Below are 21,393 nucleotides of genomic sequence, written 5' to 3'. Positions count from 1 at the left end.
AGATAATTTTGGCATTCAAATTTTTAATTGTTACTCACGTTCAACATATCTCAAAAGACAATGATTTTTTTGGGTATTCTCCTTATGTAAATGAGATGAATATTTGGAATAAATACTGTGATGAAGTTATTTTAGTAGCTCCTTTAATTAAAGAAGATTTAAACCCTATATATACTAAGTATGCTGCTAAAAAGATAACTTTTATAAAAATTCCCAGTTTTAATCTGACAAATTTAAAATCGGTAGTGTTATCTTTTTTTGTAATACCAATAATAATTTGGAAATTAATAAAGAGTATGAAAATGGCAGATCATATTCATCTTCGTTGTCCAGGGAATATTGGTTTATTAGGTTCAATTGTTCAGATTTTTTTTCCAAATAAAAAGAAAACTGCAAAATATGCAGGTAATTGGGATCCAAAGAGTAAACAACCTTTGAGTTATCGTTTGCAGAAATGGATACTAAGTAATACTTTCCTAACAAGAAATATGCAAGTATTAGTGTATGGAGAATGGGAAAATCAAACAAAAAACATCAAATCTTTCTTTACAGCTACTTATCGTGAGGAAGAAGTACAAAATGAAAAATGTGAAATAAGGAGCTTAGAAGATAAAGTTATACAGTTTCTGTATGTAGGTACTTTATCTAAAGGGAAACAACCTTTGTATGCAATCCAAATAGTTGAAGAACTAAGTAATCTAGGCAAGAATGTTAAATTAAACTTATACGGAGAAGGTGTATTAAGAAATGAGATTGAGACTTATATTTTAAAAAAAGGATTAAATTCTATTATTACGTTAAAAGGAAATCAAGCAAAAGAAACCGTTTTAGATGCTTATCAAAATAGTCATTTTTTAGTTTTACCGTCTAAAAGCGAAGGTTGGCCAAAAGTAGTTGCAGAATCTATGTTTTGGGGTTGTGTACCTATCTCAACTCCTGTTTCTTGCGTTTCTTACATGTTAGATAAAGGAAATAGAGGTATTATTTTAAATCAAGATTTAGATAACGATGTCAATCAAATAAAGAATCTTATTGAAAATCCTTTATCATATTTTCAAATATCTAAAAATGGAATGCAATGGTCACGTCAATTTACAATGGATAAATTTGAGATTGAGATTAAAAAATTACTATAAAAAAATACCTATTTTTACAAATTAGAGTTAAAAAATATAAATTCAATTCCTTGCTGAATAAAGAAAATATACGAGTTGTTCAATTAATCGATAGTTTGGATATTGGAGGAGCTGAACGTATGGCTGTTACTATAGCTAATGTGCTAACGGATAAAATTTCTTTTTCGGGATTAGTGTGTACAAGAAAAGAAGGAGATTTGAAAGGAACTATAAACTCATCCGTTAATTATACCTTTTTAAATAAACGAAAGAGTATTGATATAAAAGCACTTTTTAAATTTAGAAATTATATTATTGTCAATAATGTAAACTGCATTCATGCACATGGAAGTTCTTATTTTTTTGCAGTTTTAACTAAATTCATATTACCAAGTGTTAAAATTATTTGGCATGATCATCTTGGAAATAGAGTGTCTCAAAAAGAATCAAATTGGTTTCTTCGATTTTTTTCATTATTTTTTAGTGGTGTCTTAGTAGTTAATGAAGAACTTGAAAAATGGGCTATTCAAAATTTAAAAACTTCAAATATTTCTTTTTTATCTAATTTTTACAATACAAAACAAAATGAAGTAAATCAAACTTTTTTGGAAGGTGAAAAAGACAAGAGAATTGTTTGCTTAGCTAATTTAAAAACACCTAAAAATCATTTATACATATTGAAAAGTTTTTTAGCTAGCGATTTATCTAATAAAGGATGGACTTTACATTTTATCGGAAAAGATTTTAGGGATGAATATTCAGAAATATTAAAACTTTATATAGAAAATAATAAGATTGAAGATTCTGTTTATTTATATGGAAGTTGTTTAGATGTAAGTCACATTTTATCTCAAGCAAAATATGGAGTATTAGCTTCTACTTATGAAGGGTTTCCTGTTACATTATTAGAATATGGTTTTGCAAATTTAACTGTTTTAAGTACCTCTGTAGGATTCTGTTCTAAAGTTATTGTACCTAATGTAAATGGTTATTTATTTAATCCAAATGAAGATAATGCCTTAATAAGTCTTTTTAAAGCTTTACCAAATTCTGAGTCTAAAAATAAAGAAATGGCTACTAATTTGAATACATTTGTACATCAAAATTATACAGCAGTCAAAGTAGTAGAGCAATTGTTAAATTATTACCAAAAATGGCTTTAGAAGAAAAATCAACAAATCTTTATCTTAAATATGTATTATTCCACTTAGTATTAGGTGGCTTAGTATATGTAATGCCATTCTTATCTAAAATTTATGCAATAGCAATTATATTTTTTGGTTTTCGCTATGTTATTTTAAGAAAAAATGCAAATGAAGAAGCTCTTTTTGTTGCAGCATACATAGTAGGCGCTGAAGTTTTTTTACGGATGACTCATGGAAATTTTTTTGAACAATATGCTAAATATGGAGTCATTAGCGTTCTTTTTATTGGGATTTATTTTAAAAGTTTTTCAAAAAGTGGATTAATCTATTGGATGTATGGGTTATTATTAGTACCAGGAATTCTCATTTCTTTTTTTACACTAAATTTTGATACTGATATTCGAAAAGCCATTACATTTAATATTATTGGACCTATAACATTAATGGTTTCGGCAATATATTGTTACCAGAGAAAAATTACATTTAATCAGGTTAAAACAGTTATAGATGTATTGGCTTATCCATTAATAGCAATGTTGTCATATATGTTTCTTTATACACCAAGTATAAGAGATGTGGTTACAAGTACTGAATCTAATTTTCAAACCTCTGGTGGTTTTGGACCAAATCAAGTTTCAACGATATTAGGATTAGGGATTTTCTTGTTTTTTGTTAAACTCGTTTTTAGTAAAAAAAATAAAACCGATTTTATAATAAATATGATTTTGTTAATTACTATAACCTTTAGAGGAATAGTAACCTTTTCAAGAGGAGGAATAATTACTGGTTTTATTATGGTTATCTTATTTTTTGGGATAATTTTTATGTCATTAAAAACAAATGCGAAATTTAAATTACTAACATCATTTTTACTTTCCTCTTTTTTCTTAATAGGTATTTGGTTTTATAGTTCAATTCAAACAGGAGGACTTATTGATAAAAGATATGCAAATCAAGATGCAAGAGGAAGAGTTAAAGAAAGTAAATTAACAGGAAGAGAAAAATTAATTGAATCCGAGTTTACAATGTTTTTAGATAATCCTATTTTTGGTGTTGGTGTTGGTAAAAATAAAGAATATAGGGAAGAAACTACAGGAATAGAAGCTGCATCTCATAACGAAATTTCTAGAATGCTTGCAGAACATGGCTCATTAGGACTATTTGCCTTACTTATCTTATTAATTACACCAGTGGTGTTGTATTTAAATAATAGACAAAATATTTTTCTTTTTTCTTTTCTATTCTTTTGGCTACTAACAATAAACCACGCAGCTATGCGATTGGCAGCTCCTGCTTTTGTATATGCTTTATCACTTTTAAAAGTCCAAATTATAAATAAGGATGAAGAAGAACTTACTCTACATAGGGAATAAGCTTTCTAAACATGGTTTGAATAAAACTACTATCGAAACATTAGGAAAATCTCTTGAAAAAGAAGGTTTTTCCATCTTTTATGCATCAGAAAAGAGGAATTTTTTCTTGCGAATTCTAGATATGATCTTCACACTTTTTAAAGTATATAAAAAAATAGATTATATTGTAATAGATACTTATAGCACAAAAGCATTTTGGTATTGTTTAATAATGAGTCAGCTAGCCAGATTTTTATTTTTTAAAATTAAATACATACCTATTCTCCACGGTGGTAATTTACCAGTAAGATTAAAGAAGAACCCAGTTTTATGTAAGTTAATTTTCAAGAATGCATTTAAGAATGTTGCACCATCTAATTATTTAAAAAACGAATTTGAGAAAGCAGGATTCGATAATATTATACATATTCCAAATACAATTGATATAGATTCTTATACATTTAAAAAAAGAGAGTTTTTTACACCAAATTTGTTATGGGTTAGAGCTTTCGCATCTATTTATAATCCTAAAATGGCGGTTGAAGTTTTATATGAGCTTAAAAAAATATATCCTGAAGCAACCTTAACAATGGTCGGACCTGATAAAGACGGAAGTTTGTTAGAAACTAAAACAAGAGCAAATGAGCTAGGTATTATAGTAAATTTTACAGGAAAACTAGATAAGGAAACATGGTGGCAGTTAGCAGCAGAACATGATATATTTATAAGTACAACACATTTTGATAATACTCCTGTTAGTGTAATAGAAGCCATGGCGTTAGGACTGCCTGTCGTTTCAACAAATGTAGGAGGAATTCCATACTTATTAACGGATAATAAAAATGCCTTTTTAGTTAACGATAATGATGTGAATGAAATGACAAATGTGATTGAAAATGTAATTAAGAATATAAATAAAACCATTGAAATAACTTTAGAGGGTAGAAAATTGGCTGAAAGTTTAGATTGGGAAATAGTAAAGAATTATTGGATATCTTTATTAGAATAGAAAATACCTTTTTTTGTTCAATTCCTGAATTTTTATTTCTTAATTTGCACAAGAATAATTCCCCAAATTATGACTAATAAAAAGAAGATGCATTTTGAGATATCAGAAAGGAAAATTCTTTTGCGTGTTTTTGATATCTTTTTTGTACTATTTACACTTTACTTTATAGGCAAATTTTTTTATTTTGATTACTTTCAAATAAATTCAAGCAATTATTACTGGACGATTGTCTTAGCTTGTTATATTAATGTAATAGGAACAATATTTGAAATGTATAATTTACAAGTTGCAAGTAATAAATTTCAAATTTTAAAAAGTATAATACTAACAACAGCAGTTACTACATTACTCTATTTGTTAACACCTTTTTATACTCCTATATTACCCTCAAATAGATTGCAAATTTTATTGTTTTTCTTTGCTATTTTAGTATCATTATTAATTTGGAGAAATGCTTATATTGTTTTTTTAGCAACTAATAGATTTATAAAAAGAGTCATTTTTGTAGGAAGTAGTAAAAAAATAGAAAAATTAATAGAGGAACTAACGAAAGTAAATCCACATTATAAAATAGTAGGTCATGTCTCTATTGATGATAAAAAGACTAAAGGAAATATAAAGCAAATTGACCTTGAATCATTAGCAGATGAGGTTTCAAAAAATCATGTTTCTGAAATAATTGTTACTAGTGATTTATCTAAATCAGTTTATTCAGAGTTATATACTCATTTATTACAATTACTTGAAAAAGGAGTAGTAATAAGAGAATATTCAGAACTATATGAATATAGTACAAATCGACTTCCTATACAGTTTGATGATAATAAAGAGCTATATAAATTTTTCCCATTTAGTAGAAATAATCAAAACGCATTATATATATATTATAATCGGTTTTTAGATATTTTATTTTCATTTATTGGGTTACTATGTTTAGTGTTATTAATTCCTTTTTTATCTCTTTTAAATTTAATTTGGAACAAAGGACCTTTATTTTATACACAAGAAAGAGTAGGTAAAAACAATATTCCTTTTAAAATATATAAACTAAGAACCATGATTGTTAATGCAGAAAGCAAAGGAGCTGTTTTTGCTACAACAAATGATGTAAGAATTACCCCTTTTGGAAAATTTTTAAGAAGATTACGTATTGATGAGGTTCCACAGTTTATAAACGTATTAAAAGGAGAAATGGCAATTATAGGACCCAGACCAGAGCGACCAGTTTTTGTTGATGAAATAGCAGCAAATATTCCGTTGTATCAAATAAGACACGTTATAAAACCAGGATTAACAGGTTGGGCACAAGTAAATTATCCTTATGGTGAAAACCTTGAAGACAGTTTAATGAAACTTAGATATGATTTATATTATATAAAACATAGAAGTTTATTTTTAGATATTAATATTGTAATAAAAACATTAAGTACTGTCCTTTTTGCAAGAGGTCAATAATATGTTACCTTTTTTTATTCGATAAAAGAAGTCTACCTACTAAATATAAATGACTAATTATAAAAGGAAGAAGTAAGTACAAGTGAACCTTGTTAAGCATATAAAGAACATAAATAATATGTAAACCAAAGATTACTTTCCCTATTAGAATTATTTTCGCCTTATTCTCTTTGAATAAATAATAACTTAAAATTAAATACAAAGGATTAAATAATAACGCATTATAATTCCATGTAACTTCCTCATGAAAAGAATAAAATCCTACCGAGCAAAGGAATAAACCTATTAAACCAATACTCGTAAAATAAATTAAATTCAACGATTTTTTATTGACTAAAACAATAAGAAGTAGAACAACAATTACAGTATATATACTATTTAAAATTGAAGGTGTAAAAGAAGACGGTTTTGCTTCAAAAAGTGTTTCAGTATTTGTAATAAGTAATTGATTGTTGTGTTTTGTTTCTTTTAATACTTCTAATAATTCAAAAGGAAGAAATAATCGATCCGCTTTCTTATCTACCTTAGCTCCAAAAATAATATTAATGCCTAATTGTTCAAAAAAATGATCCTTTGAATAAGGAAATAATATTTCTCTATAACTAATTTCTACAGGTTTTTTAGTAGTAATCACAGAATCTTTTAAAACATAATTGATTTTATCCACTACCATATTCGTACAATTCTTATCTATAAATTTATACATATAGAATCGTTCTTCACTTTTTAATGAATTATTTAAATTGTCAAATAGAAATTGTTTCTTCTCTTGAGAAAGATTTAATGTTTGTTGATAAATAGACCTATTTTCGTATCTATATGAATATTCAAAATCAGGATAGTAACTTGTAGAAACAAAATATTGTAAGTCGCCTTTTACAAACTTTAAAATGAAATTGGGAGTGTTAAAATCGAAAGTACCATAATTATAAACGACATCAATATTATTTATTTCATCTTTAATCCTAATACCAGTATGACCATAAAGAGAATAAGATTCATTTCCAGTTCCACAAGTTAGAATACTTACTTTTGCTTCATCAGATAATTGAATAGTCTGACAAAAACTAATAGTAGAAATAAATAATAAACAAAAGAAGTGTATTTTTTTAATCATAGTTTTCTATCTAAAAACATCAAAATCTACTTTCAACGAGAAAATATTAGAATATAAAGCCGCACTTTGATCGCCTAAATCTGTTAAAGCATAATCTACTTGTATTCCTTTATATTTAAAACCTAAACCAATATTCGGTTGAAAACTCAATTTATTTGAATCGTCAATTTGTGTGATTTTTTGAAAATTACCAACACCAGCACGAAGAAATACTAAATCTACATAACCAAATTCAAAACCTAATGCAGGATCAATACTTACAATATCACTTGAAATAATATCATTTGTTCTGGCAAACTGCATATTTAAATTAGCAGCAGCCGTTAAACTATAGTCATATCTAAAAATATATTTTTTAGCAATTCCTAATTGCGCTTTTGGTAATGTCACTTCACTAGTCTCAGGTAATTCTTGATTCTCACCAAGAACAGCATCTTTAATTTTTTGATATTCTTCCTCGTTAATTATCCAAGTATTATATGTTGTAGTAATATCTCTAAGCATTAAACCAAAAAGCCACTCATTATCACTTTCATATTGAATACCAATATCAAAACCAAAACCCCATGAACTTGCAAAATCTCCAATTATTCTATGAATTACTTTAGCGTTAACACCATAATTAATACCATCCAAAGGAAGTTTTCTAGCATAAGAAACCGTTAAAGCATAATCGGCTGTTGAAAAAAGTGAAATTCTATTGTAGTCAATATTTCCTTGATTATCAATAAGCTGTGTGGTGTTTAGAATGTCATCTACACCAAAACGGATTAATGAAACGCCTAAAGCACTTCTATCATCAATAGGCATTGCAAAACCAGCATAATCATATTGCGCTATATTTGCAAAATAATTAGCATGCATTAACGAAAACTGCTTGTCTTCAAGTTTTAATAAGCCAGCCGGATTCCAATAGCCAGAATTAACATCACTTGTTTGTGCTGTTACTGCATTACTCATTCCAAGAGCAGCAGCATCAACACCAATACTCAAAAACTCATTAGAATACTTTCTAATCGTTTGACTATTCGATAATAATGTGAATAAGCATGAAATTATTAATAGGGACTTTTTCAAATCTAATATAAATTTTTACAAAGATGAAATAAAATTCTTAATTACTAAACTCTAAATGTATTAACTTATTGTATTACATTTGTTCTTAATTTAGATAAAACCTAATATATCGTTCTTTTTTACCTATAATAATTGTATTTCTGAAGTACTTTTGCATATATAACTATTATAAAAAAGAACATTTTTTAAAAGTAAATATTGTATGAATATTAAAAGATTTATTCCTAACGCTTTAACATTGTTGAATTTATTAAGTGGCTTATTAGCCTTAATTAGTGTTTTTAACGGTTTTTATGACCATGCATTTTTGTTTGTATGTTTAGGTATATTTTTTGATTTTTGGGATGGATTCTTAGCAAGAAAATTGAATGTACCAAGTGAACTAGGATTACAATTAGATTCATTAGCAGATATGGTAACAAGCGGTGTTGTACCTGGTTTAATGGTTTTTAAACTATTTGAAAACATACAATTAAATAATCCAAATTTTATGCTAACAGAAGAAACCTTTTATATGGGATTTGTACCCTATTTAGGATTCTTAATCACCTTAGCATCATGCTATAGATTAGCTAATTTTAATATTGACACAAGACAAACAGATTCATTTATAGGATTGCCAACACCAGCTAATGCTTTGTTGATTATGAGCATTCCTATGATAGAATACGTAGATGCTTATCCATGGTTAACAGGAATGTTAGATAATCCTTACATTCTTCTAGCAGTTACAATAGTGAGTACTTATTTGTTAAATGCCGAAATTTCACTTTTCTCTTTAAAATTTAAAAAATTTAATTGGGAAAACGCAAAACTTCAAATCGTATTCTTATTATATTCAATACTATTATTATCAATATTAAACTTTGTGGCTATTCCTATTATCATATTTAGCTACATCATTGTTTCAGTTTTCTTAAATAAGCTTTCTAAAAAGTAAATTTGTGACAATTAGAAAAGGATCAAAACCTGTTACCAGGAAAAAATCAAAACCAAAGAAAAAAGCATTTTCTATAGGTAAACTATTTCTAATTCTGTTCTCTATAGCCGTTTTTACCTCTTTAAGTGTTACAGCTTATCATTTTAGAGATGGATTTCTATACTATCTAGGATTCAAAACGAATAAAAATGTAAGCGAACTTTCAAAAGAAGATCGTAAAATTGCCGATATAAGAATTTATGAAGTATTAAGTTCACACAATGATTTTATTTTCGGGTTTGATGTTTCTGAATATCAGGGAAATATCCAATGGGATAAATTAGGAAAAGTAGAAGATACATTTAAACTTTCTTTTGCCTTTATTAGAGCTACAGCAGGAAAAGATAAAGTCGATTCTAAGTTTAAAAAAAATTGGCAAGAATCTAAAAAAAATGAAATAATAAGAGGTGCTTATCACTATTACCGACCTAATGAAAACTCCATACAACAAGCTAATAACTTTATTAACACGGTTAAGTTAGAAAAAGGAGATTTTCCACCCGTTTTAGATATAGAGAAATTACCTAAAACACAATCTATAGATAGTTTAAAAGTAGGTTTAAAAAGATGGTTAATTAAAGTAGAAAACCATTATAAAATGAAACCTATAATATATTCAGGTGAAAGCTATTATAATGATTTTTTAAAAGACGAATTTTCAGAATATACCTTTTGGATTGCTAATTACAATCTTTGGAGAAAAGAACTAGATAAAGAATGGTTGCTATGGCAATTTACTGAAAAAGGAAAGGTTTCAGGTATAAACGGACTTGTAGATCTAAATGTGTTTAATGGTGATTTTGTTACATTTATTAGTGCATTAAATCATTAAATCAAAAAATAGCTTTATATTTGTTTAACGATTATTTAAAAACGATGAACAATTTAAAAGCTGTTTTTAGTGTAAAAGATCTTGAAAATTTATCAGGAATAAAAGCACATACTATTAGAATTTGGGAAAAAAGATATGCTATTTTTTCTCCTAGTAGAGATGAAAATAACATAAGGTCTTACAACTCAGACGATCTCTTAAAACTGCTTAACATCTCTTTTTTAAATAGTTTTGGATATAAAATATCTAAAATATCATCATTATCCATTGAAGAAATAAATGATTTAGTAAAACAAATCTATTCAGATAAAAACAATGCCTCCTTAGCTATTACGTCATTAAAATATGCAATGTTTAATTTTAATGATACATTATTTCATGAAAATTATGAGAAACTAGCTAAAACTAAAACATTTGAAACTATTTTTTATGAAGTATTTGCACCACTTCTTGATGAAATAGGTGTTTTGTGGCAAACATCTACCTTAAAGCCCATTCATGAACATTTTATAAGCTCCTTAATAAGACAAAAACTATATACTGAAATTGAACAAGTAAGTAAAAAAGAAAAGAATAATAAGAAAAAAGTTTTTGTTCTCTATTTACCATTCAATGAAATACACGAATTAGGATTACTTTTCATAAACTATATATTACTCAATAGAGGGTATAATACCATTTTTTTAGGAGAAAGCGTTCCAATGGAAGATTTAGAAGATATGGAAACCTATTTTGAAGAAGTCTGTTTTGTTTCTTATTTCACAGTACAACCAGAAAACGAAGAAGTAGACAACTACCTAGAAAAATTTAGTGAGAGAATTTTAAAAGGAACACCAAATAAATTATTTGTCTTAGGGAAAAAAGTTCAGCAAGTAACTAAAAAATATAATGGTATTACATTATATTCTGGAATACAAAATTTAGCACTCGATTTAGAAAATTAAATAATAGTAAGTATAAAACCGATAATTAATGAATAATAAAATCATAATAATTGGCTCAGGATTTGCATCACTTTCGGCAGCTTGCTATTTAGCAAAAGCAGGAAATGAAGTTACTGTTTTTGAAAAAAATGAAACAGTAGGAGGAAGAGCAAGAAGATTATCAAAAGAAGGCTTTCATTTTGATATTGGACCAACATGGTATTGGATGCCAGATGTCTTTGAGAAATTTTTCAATGATTTTGGAAAGAAAGTATCCGATTATTATGAACTAGAAAAATTATCTCCAGCTTATGAAGTATATTTCGAAGAGAATGAAAAAATTACTATTTCAGATAACTTAGAAGATATTGCATCCACTTTTGAAAATATAGAAAAAGGAAGTGCTGAAAAACTACGTGCTTTTATTAAAGAAGCACAAGAAAATTACAAAATTGCAGTAGAAAAAATGGTATATAAACCAGGCGATTCACCTTTGGAATTAGTAAATGCAGAAACAATTGTACGTGTTAATCAATTCTTCTCTACAATAAGTCAACAAGTAAGAAAGCGATTTAAAAATGAAAAAATAATTAAAATTTTAGAATTTCCAGTTTTATTTTTAGGAGCAAAACCATCAAATACACCTTCGTTCTATAGTTTTATGAATTTTGCCGATTTTGGATTAGGAACTTGGCATCCAAAAAAAGGAATGTATGCCGTGATAGAAGCAATAGAAACACTAGCAAAAGAATTAGGTGTTGAAATTATAACGAATGCAAATGTTACTAAGATTTTAGTTGAAAATAAGAAAGCAAAAGGAATTTGTGTTAATAATAAAAACAAGTTTGCTGATATCATTTTAAGCGGAGCCGATTATCATCATTCCGAACAATTATTAAATGAAGAAGATAGAATGTATTCTGAAAAATATTGGAACAAAAAAATATTTGCACCATCATCATTATTATTCTATGTTGGATTTGATAAAAAATTAAAAAATGTATCGCATCACACATTATTTTTTGATACACCATTTGAAGCACATGCAAAAGAAATTTATGACACAAAAGTATGGCCAAAAAAACCATTATATTATGCTAGCTTTCCATCAATAACAGATTCCTTTTTTGCTCCCGAAGGAAAAGAAGCAGCTACATTTTTAATACCGATTGCACCAGGATTAAAAGATACACAAGAAATTAGAAATGAATATTTTGATAAAATTATAAATCGATTAGAAAAAACAACGAATCAATCAGTTAAAGAAAACATTATATTCGTAGAATCATATTGTATAAATGATTTTATAAAAGATTATAACTCCTATAAAGGAAATGCCTATGGATTAGCAAATATATTAACCCAAACCGCATTTTTAAGACCCAAAATAAAGAGTAGAAAAGTTCAAAATTTATTTTTTACAGGACAATTAACAGTTCCTGGACCAGGTGTTCCACCTTCATTAATCTCTGGAAAAATTGTAAGTGAAAAAATCATAAAAGAATTCTCCTAATGAAAGTATTATTTGACCAAGCATCTTTAGAATGCAGTAAAAAAATAACGAAAAAGTATAGTACTTCTTTTTCATTAGCCATAAAAATGTTATCTCCTGATATTCAGGATGAAATTTATGCTATTTATGGATTTGTTCGTTGCGCAGATGAAATTGTTGATTCTTTTGAAGGATACGAACAAGAAACCTTATTAGATGAGTTTGAAAAAGAATATCAAAAAGCATTGGATAGAAAAATAAGTTTAAATCCCATTTTAAATGCTTTTCAAAAAGTGGTTCATCAATATGGTTTGCACGATTTAGTTCCTCCATTTATGCATAGCATGCGAATGGATTTAACAAAGAAAGAATATACTTCAATAGAAGAATTTGAAACCTATATTTTTGGATCTGCCGATGTTGTCGGTTTGATGTGTTTAAAAGTGTTTGTAAAAGGTGATGAAACCAAATACAATGAATTAAAACACAGTGCAATGAAACTAGGATCTGCTTTTCAGAAAGTAAATTTTTTGAGAGATTTAAAACATGATTATGAAAATTTAGGTCGTATTTATTTTCCAGGTGTTAATTTTTCTTCGTTAACCAATGAAAATAAAAAACAAATTGTAGCCGAAATTAACGCTGATTTTGAAGAAGCTTTTAAAGGAATTTTAAAATTACCAACAGAAGCAAAATTTGGAGTTTATACAGCGTATAGATATTATAAAAGCTTAATGAAAAAAATAAATAAAACCGAACCAGAAGAGTTTTTAAGTAAACGAATTCGCGTTTCAAATCCTTTAAAATTACTAATTTTGGGAAAATCATACGTTCGCTATCAATTAAATATTATTGCCTAATGACTATTCTATTCTATTTTATAACAACTCTAGTTACTTTTTTACTCATGGAAGCAGTAACTTGGCTTACACATAAATTTGTAATGCATGGTTTTTTATGGTATTTACATGAAGACCATCATCAACCAAAGTATAATGGTGTTTTTGAAAAGAACGATGCTTTTTTTATCATTTTTGCCATTCCAAGTATTGCCTTATTCTATTTTGGAGTAAATCCAACTTTGAATATTTTGTTTTTTATAGGATTAGGAATATTATGTTATGGGATAGCCTATTTCTTAATTCACGATGTATTAATCCACCAACGATTTAAATGGTTTAAGAATACAAAAAATAAATATTTAGTAGGATTAAGAAAAGCACATAAAATACATCATAAACATTTAGGAAAAGAACATGGAGAATGTTTCGGAATGTTATATGTACCTTTTAAATATTTTTCGATGTAAACTATATTCCAAATGATAAAATATTTGTTTTTAGTTTTACAGAGAAAATAGATTAAACAATAAAAACTTCACATAAATTAATATTTTCAATTTCTATTATAGAAATACTTATCAATACACGTTGTTTCAAGCTCGAAGTCTATTGAGAAGTTTTGTAATAAAAATATTAAATACAAAATAACTAAGCGAATAATGTAATAGTTGTTGAACTTGTAGCTTACTTTAAGCCACTATATTAAGTTAAATGCTAATCCCTAAGATGATTTTTTCGTTTTAGGAATTTTTTGTTTTTTAAGACATAAAATCTCTTTAAGAGATAAGTATATTTGATGATTTATAGCGAATTATAGTTATATTTGAAAATTAATAAATATGGTATTTGTTATACAACTATCTAAAAAAGGGTGGTTTTGTATGATTTTATGAGACATATAAACTAGTTAGTAGAACCCGATACTGACAGACAGATTTTTCAAACTTTTCAAAATGCACGGACAACTATTGAAACTCATATCTCAAAATGTAACACTTTCCGACAATGACTCGGACTGGTGCAGACAGTATTTTGAACCCGTGTTTTTACCAAAAAACAAAGTTATTGAGGAAGAAAAAAAAATCCCAAAATATCTCTACTTCATAGTTTTGGGTTTTGTGCGGTTGTTTCATTACAATGACAAAGGAGATGAAGTAACAACACACATAAATTGTCCGCCTGGATTTATTACTTCGTATTTCAACTTTATCAATCAAACAAAGGCAAACGAAAATTTAGAGTGCATTACGGATTGTGAATTGCTTAGAATTACCAAAGACAATTTGGATTTGCTAACACAGCAAAGCAAAGCGTTTAAAGATTTCAGCATTTTGGTTTTTCAACAATCGCTTGCATATAACGACAATCGTTCAAAAGAATTAGCATCACTAACGGCAGAACAACGTTATCGAAAACTCATTGACAACTATCCACACATTTTACACAACGTTCCGTTGCAATATATTGCTTCGTTTTTAGGAATGAACCCAAAAAGTTTGAGTAGAATACGAAAGGAAATTATTAAGTAACATTTGCGAAGTGTGTTTGAAAAATCAATTTCGAACTTTGTTCCATATTTAAACATCAAAACATGGCACAGAAAAATTTAGCATTGGTTACAGGTGCAAACGGACATCTTGGTAACAATTTAGTGAGATTGCTCATTGAAAAAGGCATTCCTGTTCGAGCTTCAGTTCGCAACATTAAAAACAAAGAACTCTTTTCGGGACTGAATTGCGAAGTAGTTCAAGCCGATATCACAGACAAACAATCTTTGATAAACGCTTTACGAGACGTTGATGTTTTCTATGCTGTTGGTGCAGCATTCAAACTTTGGGCAAAAGACCCGAAAAAGGAAATCTATGATGTAAATCTTGAAGGCACAAAACTGCAAATTGAAGCCGCAGCCGCAGCAGGCGTAAAACGAATTGTATATGTGAGTTCAATCGCAGCATTGGATTATTCCAAACTTCCCACAAAAGAAAATTACGGCTACAATTCCGACCGCAGAGATATGTATTATAATTCAAAAAATGACGGAGAAAAATTAGCATTTGAATTGGCAAAAAAACACAATATTGAATTGGTTGCCGTGTTGCCTTCAGCAATGATAGGTAGTGAAGCGTTTGCACCACTAAACGTTTCTTACAATATCATCTACTTGATTCTGAAAAAACAAATCCCTGTTGAAACCAACATCACACTAAATTGGATTGACGTGAAAGACGTTGCCGAAGGTTGCTATTTAGCGGCAACAAAAGGTATAAATGGCGAACGTTATATCTTAGCAAATGAAAAATGCACATCAATAAAAAATACGACAAAAATTGCACAGGAGTTATTTCCAGAATTGAAAATTAAGATGCCTATGGCAGTTCCAAAAGCAATTTTATTTACAATTGCGTGGTTTATGGAAATAGGAAGTAAAATAAGCGGCAAAGCACCATTGCTCACAACCAAAGATATTGCAATGTTTTCAGGACTTCAACAAGACTTTGACATTTCAAAAGCACGGATAGAATTAGGTTTCAAACCAAAGAGTTCTGAAAAAGCAGTTAAAGAAGCTATGAAATATTTGAGTGAGAATGAAAATCGTTTCAACTGAAGACAAAAAGGGTATGCTACTAACAACGCGTATATGCAATAGCGGTTTAAGTACAAACTTGAACCGTTTTTCATTTTATTAAAGTATATTGTAATCCGAAAAGTAGTCATATAAAATCCGCTTAAAAGATGGAAAATGTCAGATAATAGGCTTAATTACGAATAGAGTATGTTATTTATACGCTAAGAAATGGGATAAAAATCAGTTTGAAAAAATATCAAAAATCTCTAACCTAAAAAAAGGCCAAATAATTTCAATTTCTTGGCTCTGAAAAGTTTATAAAGGAGTTATTCCAATTAGATAAAATTAATTGGTATGAAATTAAAAATCGTTCATTCTACAAAATAGAAAACAAAATTTTACTGAATTTAAAAATGGAAATCAAATTCTAAAGACGCAAATTGATAATGTAATAGAAATAACTCACTTATACCAACAATACTATGGAATAAGTAATAAAGAATTTAACAAAAACAAAAGACAATGTTCTAAAATTAATTCAAACTGATAATATTTGGATTAAAAAACAGTCTAAATTACAGGATTTTGTATTTCAATGCATAAAGGAGCAGAAAAACCTATAATTTAGACTGTGTTTTTTTTATATTCAGAAAATTAATCAGCGTACCTAATACAGGTTCTACTGTTTTGCTTCTTACTCTGACCATTCGTTTTACATATTTAGGATTTTGAGTAATGATGTATCTTGTTATAATGCTCTTTTCACTATATTAAGTTAAATACTAATTCCTAAGATGATTTTTCGTTTTAGGGATTTTTTATTTTTTAAGACACAAAACCTTTTTAAAGGGGAAGTATATTTGATAATTTATTAACGAATTATAGTTATATTTGAAAATTAATAAATGTGGTATTTGTTATACAATTATCTAAAAAAGGCTGGTTTTGTATGATTTTATGAGACATATAAATAAGTTAGAAAACATTAAAGCCTAAATAACTTTTAATTTTTTATAAATGAAACAACTTTATTTTTTAATTGCTCTTTTGTCTTTTATACTTCCTATTCATTCTCAAACATTAATAGCGATTCAAGATTTTGAAATTACTCCAACAACACCTACTTGGACTTTTACAGGTACTCCAAATTATAATAGTGGTATTTCAGCCTCTTCGGCTGCACCAGAAAATAGTCCAATTGGGATTAATAATTCAAGAGCTTGGGAAACAACACAAATTTCTGCTGGTTTAACAGTAGAATTTAGTAACATAGCAATTCCTACGGTATATGATGAAATATTATTTGAATTTAAATTGGCTGCTATGAATTTAAATGGCTCTTCTGGTGGACCTGATAATCTAGATTATGTTTTGGTTGAATATAGTCTCGATAATGGAAGTACTTTTTATAATAGATTAAGAATTAGGGGTGCTTTAAATAATAATAGTTTTTGGGCTTATGATGCAACAGGAATTGCGATTGTTGATTATCAACCAACTGATGAAGTACTTTTTCAACCAACAAATTCTGGGTTGGCAACAGAAAATGGATACAGTACTGTTGGAATATTATTTCCAGGAACTATAAATCAATTAAAAATTAAAATAACAGCTAGGAGCAGTTCTAGTTCAGATACGTGGTTAATTGACAATGTAAGACTGTTAGGAGGCAGTGATTTATTAAATAATGATGAATTTACAATAAATCAAAATAAAATAAAATTATACCCTAATCCTAGTAGTGATTTTATTAAAATTTCAGGGTTAAACAAGAATGAAAATTTTAGTATTGATAATTTATTAGGCGAAAAAATTAAAGAAGGGGTTATTGGAACAGATGAAGCAATTGACATAAGTAATTTTTCAAATGGAGTGTATTTCTTGAAATTAGATAATGGAAATATAATTAAATTTCTAAAAGAATGAAAAGTAAAAAAATACTAAGATTGGTGTAGCTATTACACAACCTTCATTCTTTTAAAAATAATCTTATTAAATGACTTTTAAGAGAGGTTGTTTTTTTACTACAAAATGCATTATTATTCGGAGAATACTAATATAAATAGGTTGTTCAATAACGATTTTCCTCGCTCTTCAAATTTTCCTGACTTTGGTGTGTATTAAGGTTATGTTTTTATTAAACGCAAAGGCAGTAAATTTTAGAATGAGGATATATAAGTCTAAACATTGTTTGTTTAGTGTTTAAAAAGACTAGAGTTCTATTTTAACTTTAATTGTAACAAGTCATCGTGTAATGCGGAAATCGGGTGGAATTTTCTATTGAAAATTATTGCTCTCTGCTTTAAAAGGTGTATAAACAAAAAAGATTACCTCTCAGTAATCTTTTTTATAGTAATTTTTTATTCTTCATTTTTCAAAACTTCTCCTTTTCCATGTATAATTGTAGTTTTTGGAGCTTCAAAATCGATTTTCTTTTTTCTTAATTCGAAATTCTGACCTAGATAAACTCTCCTTACTACTTCATCTTCTGCTAATTCTTCTGGTTTTCCCGCTTTAAGAATTCCTCCTTCAAACATTAAATAGGTTTTATCAGTAATGGCCAATGTTTCTTGTACATTGTGATCGGTAATTAAAATACCAATATTTTTATTCTTTAATTGTGCTACAATTCGTTGAATATCTTCTACAGCAACTGGGTCAACACCAGCAAAAGGCTCATCAAGTAAAATGAATTTTGGATCAGTAGCTAATGCTCTTGCTATTTCAGTACGTCTTCTTTCACCTCCTGAAAGTAAATCACCTCTATTTGTACGAATGTGTTGTAATGCAAACTCATCAATTAAGGCTTCCATTTTTGCTTCTTGTTCTGCTTTTGAAAGAGAGGTTAATTGAAGAACACTTAAAATATTATCTTCAATACTTAATTTTCTAAAAACAGATGCTTCTTGAGCCAAATAACCAATTCCATGTTGTGCACGTTTGTACATTGGGAAATTAGTAATATTCATATCGTCAAGAAAAATATTTCCGCTGTTTGGTTTCACTAAACCTACAATCATGTAGAAAGAAGTTGTTTTTCCAGCTCCATTTGGTCCTAGTAAACCTACGATTTCACCTTGATTTACTTCAACAGAAATCCCTTTTACAACACTTCTTTTTTTGTAAGTTTTTATTAAATTTTCTGCTCTTAATTTCATGTTCAGATTGTTAGAATAAATAAATTCTAATATTATTAGACAAATAAACAAATAAACCATTAAACAAATAAATGAATTAACAATTATTTAGTTTAGGCTGAAAAGGATTTAATTCAAAAGAAGATATGAATCCCTTATATGTTTTTTAGCGATTAGTTATTTGTTTCTTCTAAAGCTTCCCAGAATTCATAGGCTCTTCTTAAATGTGGAATTACAATTGATCCACCTACAAGAGTAGCAATTCCCATAGCTTCCATCATTTCTTCTTTTGTAATGCCTTCCTTATATGATGTTTCTAAATGGTATTTAACACAATCATCACAACGTAGAACAGCAGAAGCAACTAAACCTAAAAGTTCCTTCGTTTTAACGTCTAATGCGCCTTCCATGTAAGCATTTGTGTCTACATTAAAGATTCTTTTAATCACTTTGTTATTATCAGCTAATAATTTTTCATTCATTTTAGCACGATAATCATTGAATTCTTTTACTAAATCAGACATGTTTTAATATTTTTTTAAATCGGTTGTTGTAATTTCTTTTTTCATAACAGCAGCACTTATTAAAATACTTATTTCATATAAAATCATTATTGGTATTGCAACAATAATTTGACTAATTACATCTGGAGGTGTAATAATTGCAGATAAAACAAGAACAATAACAAGAGTGTATTTTCTGTATTTTCTTAAAGAAGAAGGTGTAACTAATCCTAATTTTGTTAAGAAATAAATAATAATAGGTAATTCAAATAATAAACCACTAGCAACGGCTGACGTTTTCATCAAGCTAATGTATGATGTAATATCAATGGAATTATTAATTTCTGCACTTACAATGTAACTAGCAAAAAACTGAACAGATAATGGAGCAATAACATAATATCCAAACAATACGCCTATAAAAAATAGTAATGAAGAAACTATGATAAATGCTGAAGCGTATTTTTTTTCTGTTTCATATAAAGCAGGGCTAATAAATTTCCATATTTCCCACAATATAAAAGGAAACGAAAATATAAAACCAACGGTTATAGAAGTCCATAAATGTATTGAAAACTGGCCACCCATTTCTCTATTTTGAATCGGGAGATTAATTTCTGTAATACATAAACTTTTATCTAATCCAAAATCTTGTGATAAATCACAAAAGAAACGATAAGTAATAAAATCGGGACTTTTAGGTCCAAAAATGATTTCATCAAATATGAAATTACTAAAGAAAAAAGCAACAACAGCACAAACTAATATGGCAAGAGTACTTCTTATTAATAACCACCTTAGTTCTTCAAGATGGTCTAAAAATGACATTTCACTAATGTTTTTCTTACCCATTATACAATTCCTTCTTTTAAAATATCATGTAAATGTAATATACCTTTATAAATACCATCATCTGAGACAACTAATTGTGTAATAGCATTGTTTTCTAAAATATTTAAAGCCTCAGAGACTAAAATATTTGAATTGATATGTTTAGGATTTTTAGTCATAATGTCTTTAGCTACCAAATGAGTAAATGTATCATTGTTGTTTAACATTCTTCTAATATCACCATCAGTAATAATTCCAATTATAGCTTTATTTTCTAAAACAGCAGTTACTCCAAGACGTTTTTCAGAAATTTCCATAATTACTTTCTTGATACTTGCTTCTGGTGCAACTTGCGGAGTATGAGTAGTATCGAGCATATCCTTAACTTTAAGTAAAAGTTTTTTGCCTAAAGCGCCACCAGGATGATAAATTGCAAAATCTTCACTTTTAAAATGGCGTAATTCCATTAAGGCAACAGCTAATGCATCACCAAGTACTAATTGAGCCGTTGTACTATTTGTAGGAGCTAAATTATTAGGACAAGCTTCGTTTTCCACAAAAGCATGTAATATATAATGCGATTCTTTTCCTAAAAATGAATTAGTATCTGCGGTCATTCCTATTAAAGTATTTCCAAAGCGTTTTAAAAGTGGAACTAAAACTTTTATTTCTGGACTATTGCCACTTTTTGAAATGCAAATAATAACATCTTCGGGTAATACCATACCTAAATCGCCATGAACAGCTTCCGCAGCATGAAGAAACACAGAAGGAGTTCCTGTTGAATTTAGTGTTGCAACAATTTTTTGAGCTATAATAGCACTCTTACCAATGCCAGTTACAACCAATCTTCCTTTTGAATTAAAAATAATTTTTGTGGCTTCAGCAAAATCATCAGTTAAATAGTTTACAAGTTCAGATATGCTTTTGCTTTCTGCTAAAATAGTATTCTTTGCCGAGTTTAAAATAGTCGATGTTGTGTCCAAAGTAGAAAATATATTAATGTTTTGTATTTCTA

20 protein-coding genes are annotated in these 21,393 nt (G+C 28.0%); 14 read left to right on the top strand and 6 right to left on the bottom strand.

Annotated elements, in window-relative coordinates; genetic code table 11:
- Positions 1–8: 8 nt before the first annotated feature.
- The 5 genes from SY27_RS17165 (at position 9) to SY27_RS17145 (ending at position 6,076) form a co-directional block, all read left to right on the top strand.
- Positions 9–1,136, top strand: a complete 1,128-nt coding sequence (locus SY27_RS17165; protein ID WP_045972670.1) for a glycosyltransferase family 4 protein — start codon at positions 9–11, stop codon at positions 1,134–1,136.
- Between the two features lie 50 nt (positions 1,137–1,186).
- Positions 1,187–2,278 (top strand): glycosyltransferase, encoded by a 1,092-nt coding sequence (locus tag SY27_RS17160; protein WP_063124240.1) that lies wholly within the window; start codon positions 1,187–1,189, stop codon positions 2,276–2,278.
- Positions 2,269–3,633, top strand: coding sequence for an O-antigen ligase family protein (locus SY27_RS17155; protein ID WP_045972668.1), 1,365 nt, complete (start codon positions 2,269–2,271; stop codon positions 3,631–3,633). Before SY27_RS17160 ends, SY27_RS17155 begins: the two co-directional genes overlap by 10 nt.
- Positions 3,602–4,621 carry a glycosyltransferase family 4 protein gene (locus SY27_RS17150; protein WP_045972666.1) on the top strand — a complete coding sequence of 340 codons (1,020 nt, stop codon included), beginning with the start codon at positions 3,602–3,604 and terminating at the stop codon, positions 4,619–4,621. The genes SY27_RS17155 and SY27_RS17150 overlap by 32 nt, the downstream gene beginning before the upstream one ends.
- Positions 4,622–4,690: 69 nt before the next feature.
- A complete protein-coding gene (locus SY27_RS17145; RefSeq protein WP_045972664.1) occupies positions 4,691–6,076 on the top strand; it encodes a sugar transferase in 1,386 nt (461 codons plus the stop codon).
- A 4-nt stretch (positions 6,077–6,080) separates the two neighbouring features.
- On the opposite strand, the gene SY27_RS17140 is transcribed toward SY27_RS17145, so the two are convergent.
- Entirely contained in the window at positions 6,081–7,193 is a 1,113-nt protein-coding gene (locus SY27_RS17140; protein ID WP_045972662.1) for a DUF4105 domain-containing protein, read from the bottom strand.
- Positions 7,194–7,199: 6 nt separating this feature from the next.
- The gene (locus SY27_RS17135; RefSeq protein ID WP_200894167.1) at positions 7,200–8,270 is read right to left on the bottom strand and encodes a PorV/PorQ family protein; all 1,071 of its coding nucleotides are present in this window, start codon (positions 8,268–8,270) and stop codon (positions 7,200–7,202) included.
- Between the two features lie 202 nt (positions 8,271–8,472).
- Between SY27_RS17135 and SY27_RS17130 the strand changes: the two genes are divergently transcribed.
- The 9 genes from SY27_RS17130 (at position 8,473) to SY27_RS18375 (ending at position 17,830) form a co-directional block, all read left to right on the top strand.
- Complete coding sequence (locus SY27_RS17130; protein WP_200894166.1) at positions 8,473–9,210, top strand: phosphatidylcholine/phosphatidylserine synthase; 738 nt, start codon at positions 8,473–8,475, stop codon at positions 9,208–9,210.
- 4 nt (positions 9,211–9,214) lie between these two features.
- Positions 9,215–10,081, top strand: coding sequence for a glycoside hydrolase family 25 protein (locus SY27_RS17125; protein ID WP_082084384.1), 867 nt, complete (start codon positions 9,215–9,217; stop codon positions 10,079–10,081).
- 44 nt (positions 10,082–10,125) lie between these two features.
- Positions 10,126–11,025: a MerR family transcriptional regulator gene (locus SY27_RS17120; RefSeq protein ID WP_045972659.1), complete on the top strand. Its 900-nt coding sequence runs from the start codon at positions 10,126–10,128 to the stop codon at positions 11,023–11,025.
- 28 nt (positions 11,026–11,053) lie between these two features.
- Positions 11,054–12,517 carry an NAD(P)/FAD-dependent oxidoreductase gene (locus tag SY27_RS17115; protein WP_045972657.1) on the top strand — a complete coding sequence of 488 codons (1,464 nt, stop codon included), beginning with the start codon at positions 11,054–11,056 and terminating at the stop codon, positions 12,515–12,517.
- Positions 12,517–13,356, top strand: coding sequence for a phytoene/squalene synthase family protein (locus SY27_RS17110; RefSeq protein WP_045972655.1), 840 nt, complete (start codon positions 12,517–12,519; stop codon positions 13,354–13,356). Before SY27_RS17115 ends, SY27_RS17110 begins: the two co-directional genes overlap by 1 nt.
- Entirely contained in the window at positions 13,356–13,805 is a 450-nt protein-coding gene (locus SY27_RS17105; RefSeq protein WP_045972653.1) for a sterol desaturase family protein, read from the top strand. Before SY27_RS17110 ends, SY27_RS17105 begins: the two co-directional genes overlap by 1 nt.
- 486 nt (positions 13,806–14,291) lie before the next feature.
- On the top strand, positions 14,292–14,867 hold the full coding sequence (locus tag SY27_RS17100; RefSeq protein WP_045972651.1) for a Crp/Fnr family transcriptional regulator: 576 nt from the start codon (positions 14,292–14,294) through the stop codon (positions 14,865–14,867).
- Between the two features lie 62 nt (positions 14,868–14,929).
- A complete protein-coding gene (locus SY27_RS17095; protein ID WP_045972649.1) occupies positions 14,930–15,943 on the top strand; it encodes an NAD-dependent epimerase/dehydratase family protein in 1,014 nt (337 codons plus the stop codon).
- A 978-nt stretch (positions 15,944–16,921) separates the two neighbouring features.
- Positions 16,922–17,830 (top strand): T9SS type A sorting domain-containing protein, encoded by a 909-nt coding sequence (locus SY27_RS18375; RefSeq protein ID WP_052705413.1) that lies wholly within the window; start codon positions 16,922–16,924, stop codon positions 17,828–17,830.
- A gap of 434 nt (positions 17,831–18,264) precedes the next feature.
- On the opposite strand, the gene lptB is transcribed toward SY27_RS18375, so the two are convergent.
- The 4 genes from lptB to SY27_RS17070 form a co-directional block, all read right to left on the bottom strand.
- Positions 18,265–19,062: an LPS export ABC transporter ATP-binding protein gene (lptB, locus tag SY27_RS17085; protein WP_045972647.1), complete on the bottom strand. Its 798-nt coding sequence runs from the start codon at positions 19,060–19,062 to the stop codon at positions 18,265–18,267.
- A gap of 152 nt (positions 19,063–19,214) precedes the next feature.
- On the bottom strand, positions 19,215–19,565 hold the full coding sequence (locus SY27_RS17080) for a carboxymuconolactone decarboxylase family protein (protein ID WP_045972645.1): 351 nt from the start codon (positions 19,563–19,565) through the stop codon (positions 19,215–19,217).
- Positions 19,566–19,568: 3 nt separating this feature from the next.
- The gene (gene tatC / locus SY27_RS17075) at positions 19,569–20,396 is read right to left on the bottom strand and encodes a twin-arginine translocase subunit TatC (protein WP_045972643.1); all 828 of its coding nucleotides are present in this window, start codon (positions 20,394–20,396) and stop codon (positions 19,569–19,571) included.
- Positions 20,396–21,361, bottom strand: coding sequence for an SIS domain-containing protein (locus tag SY27_RS17070; protein WP_045972835.1), 966 nt, complete (start codon positions 21,359–21,361; stop codon positions 20,396–20,398). The genes tatC and SY27_RS17070 overlap by 1 nt, the downstream gene beginning before the upstream one ends.
- Positions 21,362–21,393: the final 32 nt, after the last annotated feature.

It is taken from the genome of Flavobacterium sp. 316 (genome assembly GCF_000967805.1).
Lineage (GTDB): Bacteria > Bacteroidota > Bacteroidia > Flavobacteriales > Flavobacteriaceae > Flavobacterium > Flavobacterium sediminilitoris.
Note: the sequence above shows the minus strand (reverse complement) of the source record. Positions and strands in the feature narration are given on the sequence as shown.

Excerpts from the sequence above, each read along its gene's own strand:
- SY27_RS17155 (WP_045972668.1), top strand. The coding sequence starts at position 2,269 with ATGGCTTTAGAAGAAAAATCAACAAATCTTTATCTTAAATATGTATTA.
- SY27_RS17150 (WP_045972666.1), top strand. The coding sequence starts at position 3,602 with ATGAAGAAGAACTTACTCTACATAGGGAATAAGCTTTCTAAACATGGT.
- SY27_RS17145 (WP_045972664.1), top strand. The coding sequence starts at position 4,691 with ATGACTAATAAAAAGAAGATGCATTTTGAGATATCAGAAAGGAAAATT.
- SY27_RS17140 (WP_045972662.1), bottom strand. The coding sequence starts at position 7,193 with ATGATTAAAAAAATACACTTCTTTTGTTTATTATTTATTTCTACTATT.
- SY27_RS17130 (WP_200894166.1), top strand. The coding sequence starts at position 8,473 with ATGAATATTAAAAGATTTATTCCTAACGCTTTAACATTGTTGAATTTA.
- SY27_RS17120 (WP_045972659.1), top strand. The coding sequence starts at position 10,126 with ATGAACAATTTAAAAGCTGTTTTTAGTGTAAAAGATCTTGAAAATTTA.
- SY27_RS17115 (WP_045972657.1), top strand. The coding sequence starts at position 11,054 with ATGAATAATAAAATCATAATAATTGGCTCAGGATTTGCATCACTTTCG.
- SY27_RS17110 (WP_045972655.1), top strand. The coding sequence starts at position 12,517 with ATGAAAGTATTATTTGACCAAGCATCTTTAGAATGCAGTAAAAAAATA.
- SY27_RS17105 (WP_045972653.1), top strand. The coding sequence starts at position 13,356 with ATGACTATTCTATTCTATTTTATAACAACTCTAGTTACTTTTTTACTC.
- SY27_RS17100 (WP_045972651.1), top strand. The coding sequence starts at position 14,292 with ATGCACGGACAACTATTGAAACTCATATCTCAAAATGTAACACTTTCC.
- SY27_RS17095 (WP_045972649.1), top strand. The coding sequence starts at position 14,930 with ATGGCACAGAAAAATTTAGCATTGGTTACAGGTGCAAACGGACATCTT.
- SY27_RS18375 (WP_052705413.1), top strand. The coding sequence starts at position 16,922 with ATGAAACAACTTTATTTTTTAATTGCTCTTTTGTCTTTTATACTTCCT.
- lptB (WP_045972647.1), bottom strand. The coding sequence starts at position 19,062 with ATGAAATTAAGAGCAGAAAATTTAATAAAAACTTACAAAAAAAGAAGT.
- SY27_RS17080 (WP_045972645.1), bottom strand. The coding sequence starts at position 19,565 with ATGTCTGATTTAGTAAAAGAATTCAATGATTATCGTGCTAAAATGAAT.
- tatC (WP_045972643.1), bottom strand. The coding sequence starts at position 20,396 with ATGGGTAAGAAAAACATTAGTGAAATGTCATTTTTAGACCATCTTGAA.